19 protein-coding genes are annotated in these 17416 nt (G+C 67.6%); 3 read left to right on the top strand and 16 right to left on the bottom strand.

Annotation, left to right across the window (positions count from 1 at the left end; translation table 11 throughout):
• Positions 1 to 52 precede the first annotated feature (52 nt).
• Together glmS and glmU are read right to left on the bottom strand one after the other, a co-directional pair.
• The gene (gene glmS / locus MTBSS4_RS00865; RefSeq protein WP_173981493.1) at positions 53 to 1876 is read right to left on the bottom strand and encodes a glutamine--fructose-6-phosphate transaminase (isomerizing); all 1824 of its coding nucleotides are present in this window, start codon (positions 1874 to 1876) and stop codon (positions 53 to 55) included.
• Positions 1877 to 1883: 7 nt separating this feature from the next.
• A complete protein-coding gene (gene glmU / locus MTBSS4_RS00860; protein WP_173981492.1) occupies positions 1884 to 3224 on the bottom strand; it encodes a bifunctional UDP-N-acetylglucosamine diphosphorylase/glucosamine-1-phosphate N-acetyltransferase GlmU in 1341 nt (446 codons plus the stop codon).
• Positions 3225 to 3319: 95 nt separating this feature from the next.
• Between glmU and gph the strand changes: the two genes are divergently transcribed.
• Positions 3320 to 3976 (top strand): phosphoglycolate phosphatase, encoded by a 657-nt coding sequence (gph, locus tag MTBSS4_RS00855; RefSeq protein ID WP_173981491.1) that lies wholly within the window; start codon positions 3320 to 3322, stop codon positions 3974 to 3976.
• Between the two features lie 13 nt (positions 3977 to 3989).
• On the opposite strand, the gene MTBSS4_RS00850 is transcribed toward gph, so the two are convergent.
• Positions 3990 to 4601: a LysE family translocator gene (locus tag MTBSS4_RS00850; RefSeq protein WP_173981490.1), complete on the bottom strand. Its 612-nt coding sequence runs from the start codon at positions 4599 to 4601 to the stop codon at positions 3990 to 3992.
• Positions 4602 to 4620: 19 nt separating this feature from the next.
• On the bottom strand, positions 4621 to 6423 hold the full coding sequence (lepA, locus tag MTBSS4_RS00845) for a translation elongation factor 4 (RefSeq protein WP_173981489.1): 1803 nt from the start codon (positions 6421 to 6423) through the stop codon (positions 4621 to 4623).
• Between the two features lie 190 nt (positions 6424 to 6613).
• Between lepA and MTBSS4_RS00840 the strand changes: the two genes are divergently transcribed.
• Positions 6614 to 6847, top strand: coding sequence for a hypothetical protein (locus MTBSS4_RS00840; protein ID WP_173981488.1), 234 nt, complete (start codon positions 6614 to 6616; stop codon positions 6845 to 6847).
• Positions 6848 to 6903: 56 nt separating this feature from the next.
• On the opposite strand, the gene ccmI is transcribed toward MTBSS4_RS00840, so the two are convergent.
• The 11 genes from ccmI to MTBSS4_RS00785 form a co-directional block, all read right to left on the bottom strand.
• Positions 6904 to 7737 (bottom strand): c-type cytochrome biogenesis protein CcmI, encoded by an 834-nt coding sequence (gene ccmI / locus MTBSS4_RS00835; protein ID WP_173981487.1) that lies wholly within the window; start codon positions 7735 to 7737, stop codon positions 6904 to 6906.
• On the bottom strand, positions 7734 to 8201 hold the full coding sequence (locus MTBSS4_RS00830; protein WP_173981486.1) for a cytochrome c-type biogenesis protein: 468 nt from the start codon (positions 8199 to 8201) through the stop codon (positions 7734 to 7736). Before MTBSS4_RS00830 ends, ccmI begins: the two co-directional genes overlap by 4 nt.
• A complete protein-coding gene (locus tag MTBSS4_RS00825; RefSeq protein ID WP_173981485.1) occupies positions 8198 to 8737 on the bottom strand; it encodes a DsbE family thiol:disulfide interchange protein in 540 nt (179 codons plus the stop codon). The genes MTBSS4_RS00830 and MTBSS4_RS00825 overlap by 4 nt, the downstream gene beginning before the upstream one ends.
• On the bottom strand, positions 8734 to 10719 hold the full coding sequence (locus MTBSS4_RS00820; protein WP_173981484.1) for a heme lyase CcmF/NrfE family subunit: 1986 nt from the start codon (positions 10717 to 10719) through the stop codon (positions 8734 to 8736). The genes MTBSS4_RS00825 and MTBSS4_RS00820 overlap by 4 nt, the downstream gene beginning before the upstream one ends.
• An 88-nt stretch (positions 10720 to 10807) precedes the next feature.
• The gene (gene ccmE, locus MTBSS4_RS00815) at positions 10808 to 11266 is read right to left on the bottom strand and encodes a cytochrome c maturation protein CcmE (RefSeq protein WP_173981483.1); all 459 of its coding nucleotides are present in this window, start codon (positions 11264 to 11266) and stop codon (positions 10808 to 10810) included.
• Positions 11263 to 11460: a heme exporter protein CcmD gene (gene ccmD, locus MTBSS4_RS00810; protein WP_254432318.1), complete on the bottom strand. Its 198-nt coding sequence runs from the start codon at positions 11458 to 11460 to the stop codon at positions 11263 to 11265. The genes ccmE and ccmD overlap by 4 nt, the downstream gene beginning before the upstream one ends.
• Positions 11461 to 11468: 8 nt before the next feature.
• Complete coding sequence (locus MTBSS4_RS00805; protein ID WP_173981481.1) at positions 11469 to 12203, bottom strand: heme ABC transporter permease; 735 nt, start codon at positions 12201 to 12203, stop codon at positions 11469 to 11471.
• Positions 12204 to 12300: 97 nt separating this feature from the next.
• Complete coding sequence (locus tag MTBSS4_RS00800; RefSeq protein ID WP_173981480.1) at positions 12301 to 12483, bottom strand: hypothetical protein; 183 nt, start codon at positions 12481 to 12483, stop codon at positions 12301 to 12303.
• A 94-nt stretch (positions 12484 to 12577) separates the two neighbouring features.
• On the bottom strand, positions 12578 to 13639 hold the full coding sequence (locus MTBSS4_RS00795; protein ID WP_173981479.1) for an extracellular solute-binding protein: 1062 nt from the start codon (positions 13637 to 13639) through the stop codon (positions 12578 to 12580).
• 2 nt (positions 13640 to 13641) lie between these two features.
• Positions 13642 to 16092, bottom strand: coding sequence for a Lon protease family protein (locus MTBSS4_RS00790; RefSeq protein WP_217425476.1), 2451 nt, complete (start codon positions 16090 to 16092; stop codon positions 13642 to 13644).
• Positions 16089 to 16496, bottom strand: coding sequence for a metallopeptidase family protein (locus tag MTBSS4_RS00785; RefSeq protein ID WP_173981478.1), 408 nt, complete (start codon positions 16494 to 16496; stop codon positions 16089 to 16091). Before MTBSS4_RS00785 ends, MTBSS4_RS00790 begins: the two co-directional genes overlap by 4 nt.
• 74 nt (positions 16497 to 16570) lie before the next feature.
• On the opposite strand from MTBSS4_RS00785, the gene MTBSS4_RS00780 reads away from it, so the two are divergent.
• Positions 16571 to 16864, top strand: coding sequence for a 4a-hydroxytetrahydrobiopterin dehydratase (locus MTBSS4_RS00780; RefSeq protein WP_173981477.1), 294 nt, complete (start codon positions 16571 to 16573; stop codon positions 16862 to 16864).
• Here the strand turns inward: MTBSS4_RS00780 and MTBSS4_RS00775 are convergent, their stop codons facing one another.
• Complete coding sequence (locus tag MTBSS4_RS00775; RefSeq protein ID WP_173981476.1) at positions 16865 to 17359, bottom strand: hypothetical protein; 495 nt, start codon at positions 17357 to 17359, stop codon at positions 16865 to 16867. It lies immediately after the preceding gene.
• Positions 17360 to 17416: the final 57 nt, after the last annotated feature.

The following is a 17416-nucleotide window of genomic DNA, read 5'->3' as shown; positions in this document are numbered from 1 at the left end:
ATTCAGTGTGAAGCTATTTTGTCGCCGGATACCAACCATCCGGCGGCGGCCTTTACTCGACGGTGACGCTTTTCGCCAGATTGCGCGGCTGGTCCACGTCGGTGCCCTTGGCGATGGCGACGTGGTAGGCCAGTAACTGCACCGGGATGGCGTAGAGGATGGGGGCGACGAACGGGTCCACCGTTGGCAGGGCCATGGTGGCGAAGGCGGTGGTGGCCAGGCGCCCGACCCCCGGGGCATCGGAGAAGAACACCACCCGGCCGCCGCGGGCCACCACCTCCTGCACGTTGGAGGCGGTCTTCTCGTACAACTCGTCGGTCGGGCAGATGACGATCACCGGCACCGAATCGTCGATCAGGGCGATGGGGCCGTGCTTCAACTCGCCGGCGGCATAGCCCTCGGCGTGGATATAGCTGATTTCCTTCAGCTTCAAGGCGCCTTCCAGGGCGATGGGAAAGCCGGTGCCGCGTCCGAGGTAGAGCACGTCGCGGGCCTCGGCGATGCCCTGGGCGATGACGCGCAGGTCGTCGTCGCGGCGCAGCACCTCGGCGACGCGGGCCGGAACCTCGGCCAGGGACTGGCATATCCGGGCCTCGCGCCCGGCATCGATGGCGTTCCTGGCCCGCGCCAGTCCCACCGCCAGGCAGGCCAGCACCGTCAGCTGGGTGGTGAAGGCCTTGGTGGAGGCGACGCCGATCTCGGGGCCGGCCAGGGTCAGCAAGGTGGCCTCGGCTTCCCGCGAGATGGTGCTTTCCGGTACGTTGACCAGCGCCAGGGTGCGCTGGCCGTGCTCGCGGCAATAGCGCAGCGCCGCCAGGGTGTCGGCGGTCTCGCCCGATTGCGAGATGAAGATGGCCAGCCCGTCGGCCTCCATGGGCGGCGTGCGGTAGCGGAATTCCGAGGCGATGTCCACTTCGACCGGCAGGCGGGCCAGGGTCTCGATCCAGTACTTGGCCACCGATCCGGCGTAGAACGAAGTGCCGCAGGCAATGATTCGCACCCGCCTGATTCCGGCCAGATCGAACGGCAGGGCGGGCAGGGTGATGGTGCGCTCGGCCGGGTTCAGCATGGTGTTCAAGGTGCCGCCGATCACTTCCGGCTGCTCGAAGATTTCCTTCAGCATGAAGTGGCGGTGCTGGCCCTTGCCGATCATGGCGCCCGAGAATTGGGTCTGGCGGATCTCGCGGGTGACGACATGGCCGGAGCGGTCGCGGATGGTGACGGATTCGGCGGTCAGCACCGCCCAGTCGCCGTCGTTCAGATAGCTGATCCGCTGGGTCAGCGGCGCCAGGGCCAGGGCGTCCGAGCCCAGATACATCTCGCCCTCGCCATAGCCGATGGCCAGCGGCGATCCCTGGCGGGCGGCGATCATCATGTCGGGGCGGCCGGCGAAGATGATGCCCAGCGCGAAGGCACCCTTCAGCCGCTCCAGCGCCCTGGCGGTCGCCTCGACCGGATCGAGCCCCCGGCCGAGATGGTGGTCGATCAGCTGGGCCACCGCCTCGGTGTCGGTGTCGCTCTCGAACGCATGGCCGGCGGCGGCAAGCTCCGCCTTCAGGTCCTGGTAGTTCTCGATGATGCCGTTGTGCACCACCGCCACCCGTCCGGTGGCGTGGGGATGGGCGTTGCGTTCGTTGGGGACGCCGTGGGTGGCCCAGCGGGTATGGCCGATGCCGATAAAGCCGCTGACCGGCCGGGCTTGCAGCAGGGCCTGGAGGTTGGCCAGCTTGCCCTCGGCGCGGCGGCGCTCGATGCCGCCGTCGACCAGGGTGGCGATGCCGGCGCTGTCATAGCCGCGATATTCCAGGCGCTTCAGCCCTTCCACCAGCAGCGGGGCGACCTCCTGCCTGCCGATGATGCCGACGATGCCGCACATGTAATCCTCAGTCCTTCTTCACGGCGTTCTGGGCCCGGAAACGGTCGGCCCAGCCGGCCAGTTCCATCTGCGAGCCCCGGGCCACCGCCAGGGCGCCCGGCGTCACCTCCTTGGTGATGACCGAGCCGGCGCCGATCACCGCCCCGTCCCCGATCCTGACCGGAGCCACCAGGGCGGAATTGGAGCCGATGAAGGCGCCCTTGCCGATATCGGTGAAGGATTTGTGGAAGCCGTCGTAATTGCAGGTGATGGTGCCGGCCCCCACATTGGCGCCGGCTCCGACGCGGGCGTCGCCGATATAGGTGAGGTGGTTGATCTTGGCGCCGGTCTCGACCACCGCCTTCTTGACCTCGACGAAATTGCCGATATGGGCGGCCTCGCCGATGTCGGCGCCGGGGCGCAGGCGGGCGAACGGGCCGAGGACGGCGCCGTCGGCGATGGTGCAGCCCTCGAAATGGCAAAATCCCTTGATCTCAACGGTGTCGCCGACCACGACGCCGGGGCCGAACACCACATGCGGCCAGACGGTGACGTCCTTGCCCAGCCGGGTATCCCACGAGAACCACACCGATTGGGGATCGATCAGGGTGGCGCCGGCCTCCATGGCCCGCTCGCGCAGGAGGTTTTGCACCACCGCCTCGGCCACCGCCTGTTCCGAGCGGGAATTGACCCCCAGCAGTTCCATCGGCGCGCCTTCCACATGGCGGCAATTGGCGCCGTCGGAACGGGCCAGCGCCACCACGTCGGTCAGGTAGTACTCGCCCTTGGCGTTCTTGTTGTCGATGCGGTCGATCAGGCTCCACAGCCGCTTGCCGTCGATGGCGAGAACGCCGGAATTGCACAGTCTGATGTCGCGCTGCTCGTGATTGGCGTCGCGGTACTCGACGATGGCCTTCAGCCCCTCGGCGCCGACCACAAGCCGGCCGTAATGGCCGGGGTCGTCGGGCTTGAAGCCCAGCACCACCACCGCCGGGTCGTGGGGGCCGCGCCGTTCCGCCAGCAGCCGTTCCAGGGTGGCCCGGGCGATCAGCGGCGTGTCACCGTACAGCACCAGCACGTCGCCGTCGAAATCCCTCAGCACCTCGCGCGCCTGGGCGACGGCGTGACCCGTTCCCAGCCGCTCGGCCTGCACCACGGTGGGAATGGGGGCGACCGCCTGGGTGATCCGCTCCATCTCGGGGCCGACCACCACCACCATCCGGTCGGGGCTCAGCCCGGACACGGTGTCGAGCAGGTGCGAGATCATCGGCCGGCCGGCGATGGGGTGCATGACCTTGGGCAGGGCCGATTTCATGCGGGTACCCATGCCGGCGGCAAGAAGGATGACGGCAAGCTTCGAAGAGGCCATGGAAATCGCCAACACTCAATCTGTTGCGGCTGCGGCGCGAAGGTGCCACAAAAGGGCGACCTGGACCAAATCAATCTTTATTTCGGAAGGTTTCAATGAGCCGAACGCTCCGCGCCGTGCTGTTCGACCTGGACGGAACCCTGATCCACAGCCTGCCCGATCTGGCGGCGGCGGTGAACCGTCTGCTGGCGAGCGAGAATCGGCCGGCCCTGGCGGACGAGGTCATCCGGGCCATGGTGGGCGACGGCGCCGACATGCTGGTGGCCCGAGCCTTCGCCGCCACCGGTGGCCTGCCCGGCCCCGAGGTGAGGCCCTATCTGGACCGGTTCATGGCCGATTACGAGCCGCGCTCGGCCGAGACCACCCGGCCCTGGCCGGAGGTGGAGGAAACCCTGGCCGCGCTGCGGGCCAGGGGGCTGGCGCTGGCGGTGTGCACCAACAAGCCCAGCCGGGCCACCGCCGAGGTGCTGGCCGTTCTTGATCTCGCCCGTTTCTTCGACGTGGTGGTCGGCGCCGACGACGCCCCGGCTATCAAGCCCGATCCCGCCCACGTCCTGGTTATCCTCGACCGCCTGGGGGTGACGCCGGATCAGGCGCTGATGGTGGGCGATTCTCGCAACGACATCGTTTCCGCCAGGGCGGCGGGGGTGCGCTCGGTGGCGCTGTCGTTCGGCTATGCCCACGGTCCGGTCGAGGATCTGGGGGCCGACATCGTCCTCCACCGCTTTGGGGACCTGCTGGGGGTGGTGTAGGCGGCAAGGAGTCTCACCACCAGGCCAGCGCCACCAGCCCGAACACCACCAGCAGGCCGCCCGACAGGTGGTTGAACCGGCGCATCCGTTCGGGCGTGAAGCGCGAGCGCGCCGCCGCCGCCGTGCTGGCCAGGATCATCCACCACAGGGCCGAGCCGCAGAAGATGCCGGCCACCAGCAACGCCGACTGGGCGCCGCCCGGCCGGGCCGAGGCGCCGAGGGCGGCGAACACCCCGGCGACGCCGAGGATGGTGCCGGGATTGGTCAGGGTGATGGCGAAGGTGGACAGGAAATCCCGCGCCATGCCCGGCCCCTTGCCCGCCACCGCCTCGACGGCGACGGCCGCGCTCCGCCATGTGCGGACTCCCAGCCCCAGCATGAACAGGCCGCCCACCAGCTTCAGCGGTGTCATCATGCCGTCGATGGTTTCCATCACCGCGCCGATGCCGAAGGCGGCGACGCCGCCGAACAGGGTGTCGGCCAGCGCTGCCCCCAGCCCGGCGACGAAGGCGGCCAGCCGGCCGTCGGCCAGCGCCTTTCTGATGCACAAGATGCCGACCGGCCCGATGGGGGCGGCGATGGACAGGCCGATGGCCGCGCCGCGCAGAAAGGCGGACGGATCCAATGTCAGGCCGCCGGGACCATCAGTCGTCGCCCATCTTGAGGGCGGCGAGGAAGGCTGATTGCGGAATTTCGACCTTGCCGAACTGGCGCATGCGCTTCTTGCCTTCCTTCTGCTTCTCCAGCAGCTTGCGCTTGCGGGTGGCGTCGCCGCCATAGCACTTGGCGGTGACGTCCTTCCTCAGCGCGCTGATGCTTTCGCGGGCGACGATGCGTCCGCCGATGGCGGCCTGGATGGCGATCTGGAACATCTGGCGGGGAATCAGCTCCTTCAGGCGCTGGCAGATGCCGCGCCCCCTGGATTCGGCGTTGGCCTTGTGCACCACGAAGGACAGAGCGTCCACCGGCTCGGCGTTGACCAGGATCGAAACCTTGACCAGTTCACTCTCGGTATAGGAATCGACCTCGTAATCGAAGCTGGCATAGCCGCGCGAGATGGACTTGAGGCGATCGTAGAAGTCGAACACCACCTCGTTCAGCGGCAGCTTGTAGACCGCCATGGCGCGCGAGCCGGCATAGGTCAGGTCGATCTGCTGGCCGCGCCGCTCGGTGCACAGGGTCAGCACCGGCCCCAGATACTCGTCGGGCACCATGATGGTGGCCTTGATCCAGGGCTCCTCCATGTGGTCGATGCGGGCCGGGTCGGGCATGTCGGCGGGGTTGTGCAGTTCATGCATCTCGCCGTTGGTCAGGTGGACGCGATAGACCACGGACGGCGCCGTGGTGATCAGGTCCAGGTTGAATTCCCGCTCCAGCCGCTCCTGGATGATCTCCAGATGCAGCAGTCCCAGGAAGCCGCAGCGGAAGCCGAAGCCCAGCGCCGCCGAGGTTTCGGGCTCGTACTGGAAGCTGGCGTCGTTGAGGCGCAGCTTGGCGAGCGAATCGCGCAGGTCCTCGTAATCGGCGGCGTCGATGGGGAACAGGCCGCACCACACCACCGGCACGCTGGGCTTGAAGCCCGGCAGCGGCGCCTCAGCCGGCTTCTTATCGTCGGTGACGGTATCGCCCACCTTGGTGTCGGCCACCGCCTTGATGCCGGCGGTGAAGAATCCCATCTCGCCCGGCCTCAATTCGCCGCACTGAACGATCTTGGGGGTGAAGTAGCCGACGGTGTCGACCTGATAGGCGATGCCGGTGGCCATCATGCGGATCTTCTGGCCCTTCCTGAGGACGCCGTTCTTGATGCGCACCAGGATGATGACGCCCAGATAGGGGTCGTACCAGGAATCGACCAGCAGCGCCTGAAGCGGCTCGTTCTCCTCGCCCTCGGGCGGCGGCAGGCGGGTGACCAGGGCTTCCAGCACCAGATCGATGCCGATGCCGGTCTTGGCCGAGATCATCACCGCGTCCGAGGTGTCCAGGCCGATGACGTCCTCGATCTGCTGCTTGACCCGGTCGGGCTCGGCCGCCGGCAGGTCGATCTTGTTCAGGATCGGCACCACCTCGTGGCCGGCGTCCAGGGCGTGGTAGACATTGGCCAGGGTCTGGGCCTCGACCCCCTGGCTGGCGTCCACCACCAGCAGCGAGCCCTCGCAGGCGGCCAGCGAGCGCGAGACCTCATAGGCGAAGTCCACATGGCCGGGCGTGTCCATCAGGTTGAGCTGATAGGTCTTGCCGTCCTTGGCCGTGTAGTTCAGGCGGACGGTCTGGGCCTTGATGGTGATGCCGCGCTCGCGCTCGATGTCCATGGAATCGAGGATCTGATCCTTCATGTCGCGCGCCTCGATGGCGCCGCAGGCCTGGATCAGCCGATCGGCCAGGGTCGACTTGCCGTGGTCGATGTGGGCGACGATGGAGAAGTTGCGGATATGGGTCAGCTTGGTCATGGAGTTCATTCTTCCTGAGGCTGCCGGACCATAATGCCGGCCATCGCTTTTGGGAAGATGTCTCCTGCCTCAGCCCAGGGTGAACGGGTGAATGAGGGCGTGACAGCCGAGCACTACCCAAGAGGAAATCGACGGCTACCACATCGTCCGCGCCATTGTGCGTGAGGTAGTCAAGGTGGAGCGAGTCACCATGCGCGATGCCAAGAGCTATTGTGCAATCTTGTTGGACGACAACAACCGGAGGCCCATCTGCCGTCTGCACCTTAACCGAGGGGTTAAATATCTCGGTTTGTTCGATGCGGACAAAAATGAGGAACGGGTTCGCATTGAGAGTTTGGACGATATTTTCGCCCATGCTGACCGATTGAAGGTCACTGCTGCAATCTATGACAACGTGAAAATTAAGGAGATAGCGACGGTCTAGCAAGGCACCGTCCTGCCGTCCAGATATCGTAGCGGCCCGCCGTGGGGGCTGGGCCGCTACGACTTCAGGGCGTCCAGTTGCTGCTGGACATGGGCGCGGGCCGGGGAATCCGCCGGCAACAGGTTCAACAGCCGGGTCCACAGCTTGCCGGCGGTTTCCTTGTCCTCGCGGATGGCGGCGTCGAGACCGACGAAATAAAGGGCGTCCGGCTGGTCGGGGTCGAGCAGCAGCACCTCGGTCATCAGCCGGACCACGTCGACCGGCAGCTTGCCGCCCTCGGCCTCGTCCATCAGCAGGCTGGCGTATTCGACGCGGGACGGCACGTCGTCCTTCAACAGGGTGACGGCGTTGCGGTAGGCGTCCTTGGCCTCCTCGATCTGGCCCAGCGCGGCGTAGGACCGCCCCAGCATGGCCCAGCCCTTGCCGTCGGCGGGATCGGTCTTAAGCCGCTCGGCCAGACGCTCGACCATGGCCTGGATGGTGGAGGCCTGCTCCTTCATGCGGGCGACCTGATCGGCACGGCCGGAATAGGGCTGGTCCGGCAGTTCGGGAACGCCCAGCGGCAGGTACAGTCCCAGCGCCGCCAGCGGCAGCGCCACCGCGATCGCCATGGCGATGGCGCCGCCGGATTTGCCGGTGGCCGGGGCCGGAGAACTCCCGGTTTCGGCGGCGTTCAGCATGCGCCGCTGAATCTCGGTGCGGGCCGCCTCGGCCTGATCGGCGGACAGCAGGCCGCGTTCGATATCGCGGCCGATTTCGTCCAACTGGTCGCGGTAGACCGCCAGATCGTACTCGGCGCGGCTGGCGTCGGGGGCGGCGGGCCGCAGCAGCGGACGCAGCAGAACGGCCAGCGCCAGGGCCACCATGGCGGCAAAGACGATCCAGATCACTGGCCCTGCTCCTTCAGCAACTTTTCCAGGCGGCGCTTCTCTTCGGCGGACAGCGGCGTCACCGGCGCGGCGGCGTCGCCGGCGCGCCGGCGGCGATAGAAGCCGAACACCACCGCCAGGGCGCCGGCGAACAGCACGAACGGCCCTACCCACAGCACCAGGGTGGTGCCCTTGAACGGGGGCGTCAGCAGCACGTAGTCGCCATAGCGATCGACCACGAATTTCCTGACCTGATCGTCGGAATCGCCGGCCATGATGCGTTCGCGCACGATGACGCGCAGGTCCTTGGCCAGATCGGCGTCGGAATCGTCGATGGACTGGTTCTGGCAGACCAGACAACGCAAATCCTTGCCCAGTTCGCGGGCGCGGTGCTCCTGGGCCGGGTCCTTCAGCATCTCGTCGGGATTGACGGCGAACGCCGATGTGGCGAGCGCCATCATCAGCACACCCAAAATCCACTTCATTTTTGCAGCTCCCGGATGATCGGCAGCAAGGTCTTGTTCCAGACCTCGGGCGAGATGGGGCCGATATGCTTGTAGCGGATGATGCCGTTCTTATCGACGATGAAGCTTTCGGGGGCGCCGGTGACGCCGAAATCGACGGCGGCGCGGCCGGGGGCCGGGTCGACGCCGACCCGGTCATAGGGGTCGCCGTGCTTCTTCAGCCAGGCGGCGCCCTGGACGGGGTCGTCGCGCCAGTCGATGCCGTGAATGGGCACGATGCCGGATTTGCTGTATTCCATCAGGTAGGGATGCTCCTGGACGCAGGCGATGCACCACGAGCCGTAGATGTTGACCAGCGACACCCGCCCCTTCAGATCCCTGGTGGCCAGTCCGGTATCCTCGCCGCGGCCCGGCAGCGGCGGCAGGGCCATCTCGGGCACCGGCCGGTCGATCAGCACCGATGGAATCGCCTTGGGGTCCATGGTCAGGCCCTTGACGAACAGCAGGGCCATGGCGGCGAAGATGGCGACCGGCAGCAGATACAGGGCGCGCTTCATGCCCGTGCCCTCCGGCCGCGGGCGTGGGCGCGGGTGGGGGCGCCGACCCGGTGGCGGCGGTCGAGCAGGCTGATGGTTCCGCCCAGGATCAGCAGGCCGGCGCCCGCCCACAGCCAGGGAATGCAGGGATTGAAGTACAGCCGGGTGACGTGGCCGTCCTTGGCGGGGTCGGGGTCGCCGATGACCACGTAGAGGTCGCCGATGATGCCGGACCGGATGGCCGCCGTGGTGATCGGTCGCGGCGGCTGGCGGTAGACCCGCTTTTCCGGTTCCATCACGTCGATCACCTTGCCGTTCCGGCTGATCTCGAAGGTGGCGCGATGGGCCATGTAATTGGGGCCGGGCACGTCGTTGACCGCCTTCAGGGTGACGCCGTAGCCGCCCACCATGACGGTCTCGCCGATCTTCTGGGTCTGGATGCGTTCCTCGGTCCAGGCGGCCGAGGCGGTCAGGCCGATGATGAACACCGCCACGCCGAAATGGGCCAGCACCATGCCCCAGGTCGAACGCGGCAGGCGGGCGGCGCGTCCCAGCGCCTCGGCCGGCGCGTCGATCAGGCCGATGCGCTCGGCCAGGTCGACCAGGGTGCCGAGACCCAGCCACACCGCCAGGGCGAAGCCGGCGCCGGTCCACCACGGGCCGGCGCTGCCGCCCTGGAGGAACCACACCAGCAGGCCGGCGCCCAGGGCGATGGCGGCGACGAATTTCAGCCGGCCCAGCACGCCGGCGAGATCGCCGCGCTTCCAGGCCATCATGGGGCCAACCGCCATCATCGCCGCCATGGGCGCCATCAGCGGCAGGAACACGGAGTTGAAGAACGGCGGCCCCACCGTGACCTTGCCCAGGTTCAGCGCATCGGCGATCAGCGGATACAGCGTGCCCAACAGCACGGTGGCGGCGCCGGTGGACAGCAGCACGTTGTTGAGCAGCAGCGATCCTTCCCGTGACAGCGGCGCGAACAGGCCGCCCATCTTCATGGCTGGCGCCCGCATGGCGTAGAGCATGAACGACCCGCCCACCGCCAGCACCAGCAGCAGCAGGATGAACACGCCGCGGGCCGGATCGGTGGCGAAGGCGTGCACGCTGGTCAGCACGCCCGAGCGCACCAGGAAGGTCCCCAGCAGCGAGAAGCCGAAGGCGACGATGGCCAGCAGGATGGTCCAGCTTTTCAGGGCGTCGCGCTTTTCCACCACGATGGCGGAATGCAGCAGGGCGGTCCCGGCCAGCCACGGCATGAACGAGGCGTTTTCCACCGGGTCCCAAAACCACCAGCCGCCCCAGCCCAGGGTGTAATAGGCCCACCACGATCCCAGGATGATGCCGCCGGTCAGGAACACCCAGGCGGCCAGGGTCCAGGGGCGCACCCAGCGCGCCCAGGCGGCGTCCACCCGGCCCTCCAGCAAGGCGGCGATGGCGAACGAGAACGCCATGGAGAAGCCGACATAGCCCAGATAGAGGAACGGCGGATGGAAGGCGAGGCCGGGGTCCTGAAGCATGGGGTTGAGGCCGCTGCCGTCCAAGGGCGGCGGCTCCAGCCGGGCGAAGGGGTTCGAGGTCAGCAGGATGAACAGCAGGAAACCCACCGCGATCATCGCCTGGACCGCCAGGGCGCGGCACTTGAGCCCGATCGGCAGGTTGCGGCCGAACAAGGTGACGGCGAAGCCGAACAGCGCCAGGATGGTGATCCACAGCAGCAGCGATCCCTCGTGATTGCCCCACACGCCGGCCACCTTGTACAGCATGGGCTTTTCGGTGTGGCTGTTCTGGGCGACGTTCATCACCGAGAAGTCGCTGGTGACATAGGCGTTGGTCAGCGCCGCGAAGGCCACGGCGATGAACAGGAATTGCAGGGCCGAGGCCGGTTCGGCCACCGCCATCCACGACGCCTGGCCGCGCCGGGCTCCCATCAGGGGGACGACGGCCTGAACCATGGCCACGCACAGGGCCAGAATCAGGGCGAAATGGCCAATCTCGGCGATCATGGGGGCTCGTTCCTCGCTCTCGTCACTCCCGGGCGCGGCCCGGAAGTCCATGGATGCCCGGATCGACGACCGGGCATGACGGCTGAAATCACTGCGGCTGCGACGGATGCGTCTGCTTGCCGTCGTTCCACTGTCCCGATTTCTTCAGGGCGTCGGCTACTTCCTTGGGCATGTAGTTCTCGTCGTGCTTGGCCAGCACTTCGCTGGCCTGGAACACGCCGTCCTTCTCCATGCGGCCCTCGACCACCACCCCTTGTCCCTCTCGGAACAGATCGGGCAGCATGCCGGTATAGGACACCGGAATGGCGTTGGTGACGTCGGTGACCTTGAAGGTCACCGTCTTGCCGTCCTTCTTGAGGCTTTCGGCCTCGACAAGGCCGCCGACCCGCATCCGCCGGCCCTCGGGCAGGCGCTGGGTGACGATGTCGGTGGGCGAATAGAAATAGACCAAGCTGTCCGAGATGGCGGTCAGCACCAGCGCCACCGCCACGCCCAGGGTGGCGAGGCCGAGCAGGACGAAATAGAGGCGGCGTTGCTTGCGGGTCACTCCGGCGTCTCCGAGTCGCCACCGCGCCGGGCGCGGCGGTTGCGTTGCAACACGTCCAGGTCGGCCTCGGCGTGGCGCGCGGTCAGCAGCGACGCAGCCAGGACCGCCACCAGGACCAGGATGCTGATGCCGTAGGCCGGCCAGACGAAACCGGCATAGCCGCCCATGTGAAGGATTCCCGACAGCGAGTCCATGACGTTGATCACTCTCCCCGGGAGGCTGCGTGAATCTGGGCCATGCGGATGACCCGGATCTTCTGGGCGGCGATCTCGGCGCGGCCCCGCAAAATCAGCACGGTGACCCAGTAGGCCTTGAAGCCCAGCGCCATCAGCAGCAGCGGCACCATCATGGAGGCGTCGATGGCCGGCCCCCCCATCTTCACCACGCTGGCCGGCTGGTGGAGCGTGTTCCACCAATCCACCGACCACTTGATGATGGGGACGTTGACCACGCCGACCAGGGCCAGGATGGCGGCGGCCTTGTGGCCGCGCTCGGGATCGTCGAAGGCGTTCACCAGGGCCATGTAGCCGAGATAGAGGAACAGCAGGATCAGCATGCTGGTCAGCCGGGCGTCCCACACCCACCACGTCCCCCACATGGGCTTGCCCCACAGCGAGCCGGTCACCAGGCAGAGGAAGGTGAAGGCGGCGCCCACCGGGGCGGTGGCCTTGGCCAGCAGATCGGCCAGCGGATGCTTCCAGATCAGGGCCATGGCCGAGAACACCGCCATGGCGACATAGCAGAACAGGCCCATCCAGGCGGCGGGGACGTGCACATACATGATGCGCACGGTCTCGCCCTGCTGGTAGTCAGCGGGGGAGCCCAGCAGGGCGAACCAGAGGCCCAGGCCAAGCGAGACCACGGCGATGCCCGACGAATACGGCAGGATCACCTTGGCCAGTCTCAGGAAGCGGGCGGGATTGGCGAAGCGGTGCATGGGCGCACTTCATACTCCGGATTCTCGGCCGGCTCAAGAATTGGCGTCATTACAGATTCTCAATGTATCGGAAGGGGGAGGCGTCCTCCCCCGATCATCAGGGCTTGCGGCCGGGACCGATCTCCAGCAGCGCGTCGGTGGACTGAATCCTGAGCCGGGGCACATAGGCCTGCCGGGGGTCGTCGGTGACGGCGCGGGCCTCGGTGGCGCGGTAGTCCAGTTCGTCGTGATCGCGGATATCGCCGGCGCTGCGCTCGCCCAGTTCGAAAATATTCGGCATGACGTCCTCCCGGAACCGTGAGGTTAACGACAGCCTAACACATTCCGTCATCGCGAGGGCTGCCGGGAGCGCATGGCAGGAGGCAGGACGGCGCCTACCGGCCGTTTCCGGCATCGGCGGCGGCCTTGACCGTGGCCCAAACCGCCTCGTGCCGGCGCTGGGCCGGGCCGTCGCACGATGCCGCGAAGCCGACCTTGGCCGGCCACGGGGCCACCAGTTCGGGGGCGTTCAACACCTGGGGCAGCATGTGGGTCTCGCTGCCGCGGATCATGTTGGCGTAGCGGTTGAAGTTGGATTGCAGGGCGGCGTTTTCCGGCCGCAGCATGAAGGTGAGGAACTTCAGCGCATTGGCCCGGTTGGGCGGATTGCGCGGCAGGGCGATGACGTCGGTCCACACCAGATTGCCTTCCTGCGGATAGGCGAAGGCCAGAGACGGCCGTCCCTCCCTGGCCCGCATGGAATCGCCGTTCCAACTGACCGCCAGGGCCAGGGCCGGATCGTTGAGGGCGGTGGTGACCGTATCGGGGGACAGCATCCGGGCGCGGCCGACCAGCGGCGCCAGCAGCCGCGCCGCCTGCTCCAGCCTCTCCGCCTCAAGGGTGCAGCGGGGGGCGTCCAGGTACAGCAGGGCCAGTTGCACCATGTCGGCGTCGTCCAAGACGCCAAGCCGGCCGGCCAGATCGGCCGGCGGGTCGAACAGCAGGCGCAAGGTGTCGATCTCGCCCCGGTGAAGCCTGGTATCGACGGCGAAGGCCGTGGTGCCCCACTGATGGGGGATGGTGTACTCGTTGCGGGGATCGAACGAGCGCGACCGCCAGGGGTCCTCGATATTCCAAAATCCCGGCAGCCGGTCGGCCCAGATGCGCTCCAGCCGCCCGCCCTCGATCAGTTCCGCCACCCGGTGATCGGGGGGAAAGGCGATGTCGAAGCGGGAACGGGCGCCGGAAACGTCGGCGGTCATGATCCCGATCATGGCGATATGGTCGGGAATCTCCTCGACGGTGGCGCGGATGCCGGTCTCGCGCCGGAATTTCTCCAGAAGGTCCGACGAGACGTAGGAGGCCCTAGCCAGGATGCGCAGCTCGCTGGCCACCGCTCCGCCCGGGAATGCCGCCACGGCCAGCATCGCCAGCAGCATGGCGAGGACGCTCTTCATGCTCAGCCGCCGCTCCGGGCGACCACTGCGACCTGACGCGGCGCGCCCATTTCCTCGGCCCGGCGGGCGAAAGTCGCCAGTCGGGCGGCGACCCGGCGGTTGATGCTGCCCGGCGGGAACCGCCCGCGCGAATCCATCCCGCCGGCCGGAACACCGGTCAGCAATTCGATGCCCTGATCGATGGTGGCGATGGGAAACACCGAGAACAGCCCCCGGGCGCAGGCGTCGACCACGTCCTGGCGCAGCATCAGGTGGCCGGCATTGGTGGCGGGAATCAGCACGCCGTGGCTGCCGTCCAGCCCACGCGCCCGGCACAGGTCGAAGAAACCCTCGATCTTCTCGTTGACGCCGCCGATGGCCTGAACCCGGCCGAACTGGTCCACCGACCCGGTAACCGCCAGATTCTGGCGGATGGGGGCTTCGGCCAGGGCCGACAGCAGGGCGTACAACTCGGTGGACGAGGCGGAATCGCCCTCGATTCCGCCGTAGGATTGCTCGAACACCAGGGTCGCGGTCAGGGACAGCGGTTTCTCGACGCCGAATCGCGCCGACAGGAACGAGGACAGGATCAGAACGCCCTTGCCGTGCAGCGGGCCGCTCAGCAGGACCTCGCGCTCGATGTCGATGACGTCGCCCTTGCCGAGCCGGACGCGGGCGGTGATACGCGAGGGGCGGCCGAAGGAAAAGCGCCCCAGTTCCAGGACGGCGAGGCCGTTGATCTGGCCGATCACCTCGCCGGCGGTCTCCACATGGACGGTGCCGTCGCGGATTTCCGCCTGGACGCTGTCGCGCACCCGGTCCTGGCGGTAGATGGAGGCGCTGATCGCCCGGTCGACGTGGCGACCGGCGATCAGCGGGGCATCGTCCTCGCCGGCCCAGTAATCGGCCTCGCGCACCAGGTCGGCGAGGCTGGCCATGTGGGTCGACAGCCGGGCGGCGTCGCCGACATCGCGGGAGGCCTGCTCGATGACGCGGGCGACGGCGCCCCGTTCCAGCGGGCGCAGCCCTTCCTTGCGGGCCAGGGTGGCGACCGAACGGGCCAGCAGCAAGGTGTTGCCGGAGCTGCGTTCCATCCGCCAGTCGAAATCGGCGGCGACCTTGAACAGGTCGCTGAATTCGGGGTCGTGGTGGCTGAGCAGGTAATACAGCATGGGATCGCCGATCAGCACCACCTTGAGGTCCAGCGGAATCGGCTCGGGCTCCAGGCTCAGCGTGCTCATCAGGCCCAGGGACTGGCCCGGCGATTCGATGCGGATCTCGCGGGCCCTGAGGGCGCGTTTCAGGTCCTCCCAGGCGAAGGGGTTCATCAGCAGCTTGCGGGCGTCCATCACCAGATAGCCGCCGTTGGCCCGGTGCAGCGCGCCGGGCTTGATCAGGTTGAAATCGGTGATCAGGGCACCGAACTGGGCGATGTGCTCGACCCTGCCGATGATGTTGGGCTGGGTGGGATAGGTCTCCAGCACCACCGGCGCCCCGGCGACGGTCTCGTTGTTGACCAGGACGTTGACCCGGTAACGGCGGAAATGGCCGTCGGGTCCGTGATGGCGCCGGCGGCGGGGAGGGGCGGTCCTCGCCTCTCCGTCCTCGCCGTTGCCGATGAACTCGGCGACGTTCTCGGCGACGTCGCGGGCGACATCGTCCAGGAAGGCGGTCACCGCCGGCAGATCGGCCCAGCGCCCGGTCATGTCCTCCATCAGGTGGGCGATGGTCTGGGCCGCCACCTCCTGTTCCAGTTCGCGGACGCGGGCGCGGGTGTCGCGTTCCCAGCGGGGAACCCGCTTGATGACGTCCTCAAGCTGTTGCTGCATCGCCTCCAGGGCGGCGCGGTAGCGGTCCTGCTCGTCCTCGGGCAGCAGCTTGAAATCGTCGGGGCTGACCACCTCGCCATTCCTCAGCGGCGCCAGGGCGAGGCCGACCGGGGTGCGGATCAGCGAGACCTCGCGGGCGGCGGCCTGTTCCTGCACCGCGCCGAAGGCGGCTTCCTGCCGTTCCTTCTGCTCGTCCTCGATGCGGCGGCGGCGGCCGCGGTATTCGTCGGATTCGAAGGCCGCGGGCAGGGCCTGGATCAGTTCGTCGACCAGATGGTCCATGTCGCGTTCCAGCGCCCTGGCCCGCCCCGGCGGCAGGCGCAGCGCGCGCGGGCGCGACGATTCGGCGAAATTGTCCACATAGGCCCAGTCGTCGGGAACCGGCCGTTGCGCCGCCGCGCCGCGCAGATACTGCAAGATCAGGTTGCGGCGGCCGGTGCCCTCTTCCCCCAGGGCGAACAGGTTGAAGCCGCGATGGCGCATGCCGATGGCGAAGCGGATGGCCTCGATGGCGCGGTCCTGGCCGATGGCTTCGTCGTAATCGGCCAATTCGGCGGTGGTGTCGAACGGCAACTGGGCGGGATCGACGCTCCGGCGCAGGGTTTCGGGCGGCAATCCGGCGGGGATGGGGGGTAATTCGGTCACGCTTCGTCCTCGATCCGCTCCATGTCCTCGTCGGACAGGCCGAAATGGTGGCCGATCTCGTGGATCAGCACATGCCGGACCAGCGACGACAGGTCTTCGCCGGTCTCGCACCAGTAATCCAGGATCGGGCGGCGGTAGAGGAAGATCATGTCCACCGAGGGCGGAACGCCGCCAAAGGCGTGGCTGTCCATGGCGCTGCCGCGGTAAAGGCCCAGCAGGTCGAACGGGCTGTCCAGTTCCATGTCCTGCTCGACGTCGTCATCGGGAAAGTCCTCGACCCGGATGATGACGTCGGCGGCGTAGCGCCGCAGTTCCTCCGGGATGTCGGCGAAGGCGGCGGCGGCGATGGTTTCCAGATCGGCCGGCGACGGCGGGGTGGAGTGGTGGGGAATGACTCTGCTCATGATTGGAATTTAGCCTGTCCTTGATGACCGCGCCAGGGGCACCCACGTTTGAAGGAATGTCGGGAGGTTCGACCATGATCGAGAAGCTTGCCGGTTCCGCCCGCGTCGCCGCCCTTGCCGCCCTGCCCGGCTGGGACGAGGTCGCCGGCCGCGACGCCATTTCCAGACGTTTCGAGTTCGATGATTTCGGCGGGGCGTTCTCGTTCATGACGCGGGTGGCGCTGGCGGCCGAGCGGCTGAACCACCACCCCGAATGGACCAATGTCTGGAATCGGGTGGACGTCACCTTGTCGACCCATGACGCCGGCGGCGTCACCGAACGCGATATCGCCCTGGCCCGGGCCATCGACCGGGCCGGGGCGCGCTGATCACGGCAGCCGGGTCACCCGGGCGCCCTCGGTGAAGTCGCCCGAGGCGGCCAGATCCTTGAAGTAGTTGATCACCGACCCCGCCGACCCGATCAGGCTGTTGACGGGGCCGGGGCGGATGCTCAGTCCGTGGGCCTTGAGCAGACGCGCCTCGGCCTCCTTGGTCGGCGTCATCAGCACGATGTCGTCGCCCTCGACCTTGGCCAGCACTGACAGCCGGGCCGCGTCGAAATATTGCACCAGATAGATGCCGGAGCCGACGCGCGCCGCCTTGGCGGTGCCGGCCCGGCCGGGCTCGGCGCCCTTGGCGGTGACGTCGTACAGCTTCTCGGAGGCGTTCCAGCGCACGGTGATCTCGACGCCGTCGGGGCGGGCATAGCGCCCGTCCCTGATCCCGTCCACCCGCAGCGAGGCCGAGGCCGGCACGGTGTCGCTGTCCACCTGATAGCAGGCGGCGAGCAGCAGCAGGGCAAGAAGAGCGGTGAGGCGGCGCATGGCGGAACCCGAAGGCTGGAGGGGACGGACGCGCCGGACCCTACCATGCCCGCCGGT

Origin of the sequence: Magnetospirillum sp. SS-4 (genome assembly GCF_902729425.1) — a bacterium.
Taxonomy (GTDB): Bacteria; Pseudomonadota; Alphaproteobacteria; order Rhodospirillales; family Magnetospirillaceae; genus Phaeospirillum.
The sequence above is the reverse complement of the archived record's forward strand: the minus strand, read 5'-3'. Positions and strand labels throughout refer to the sequence as shown.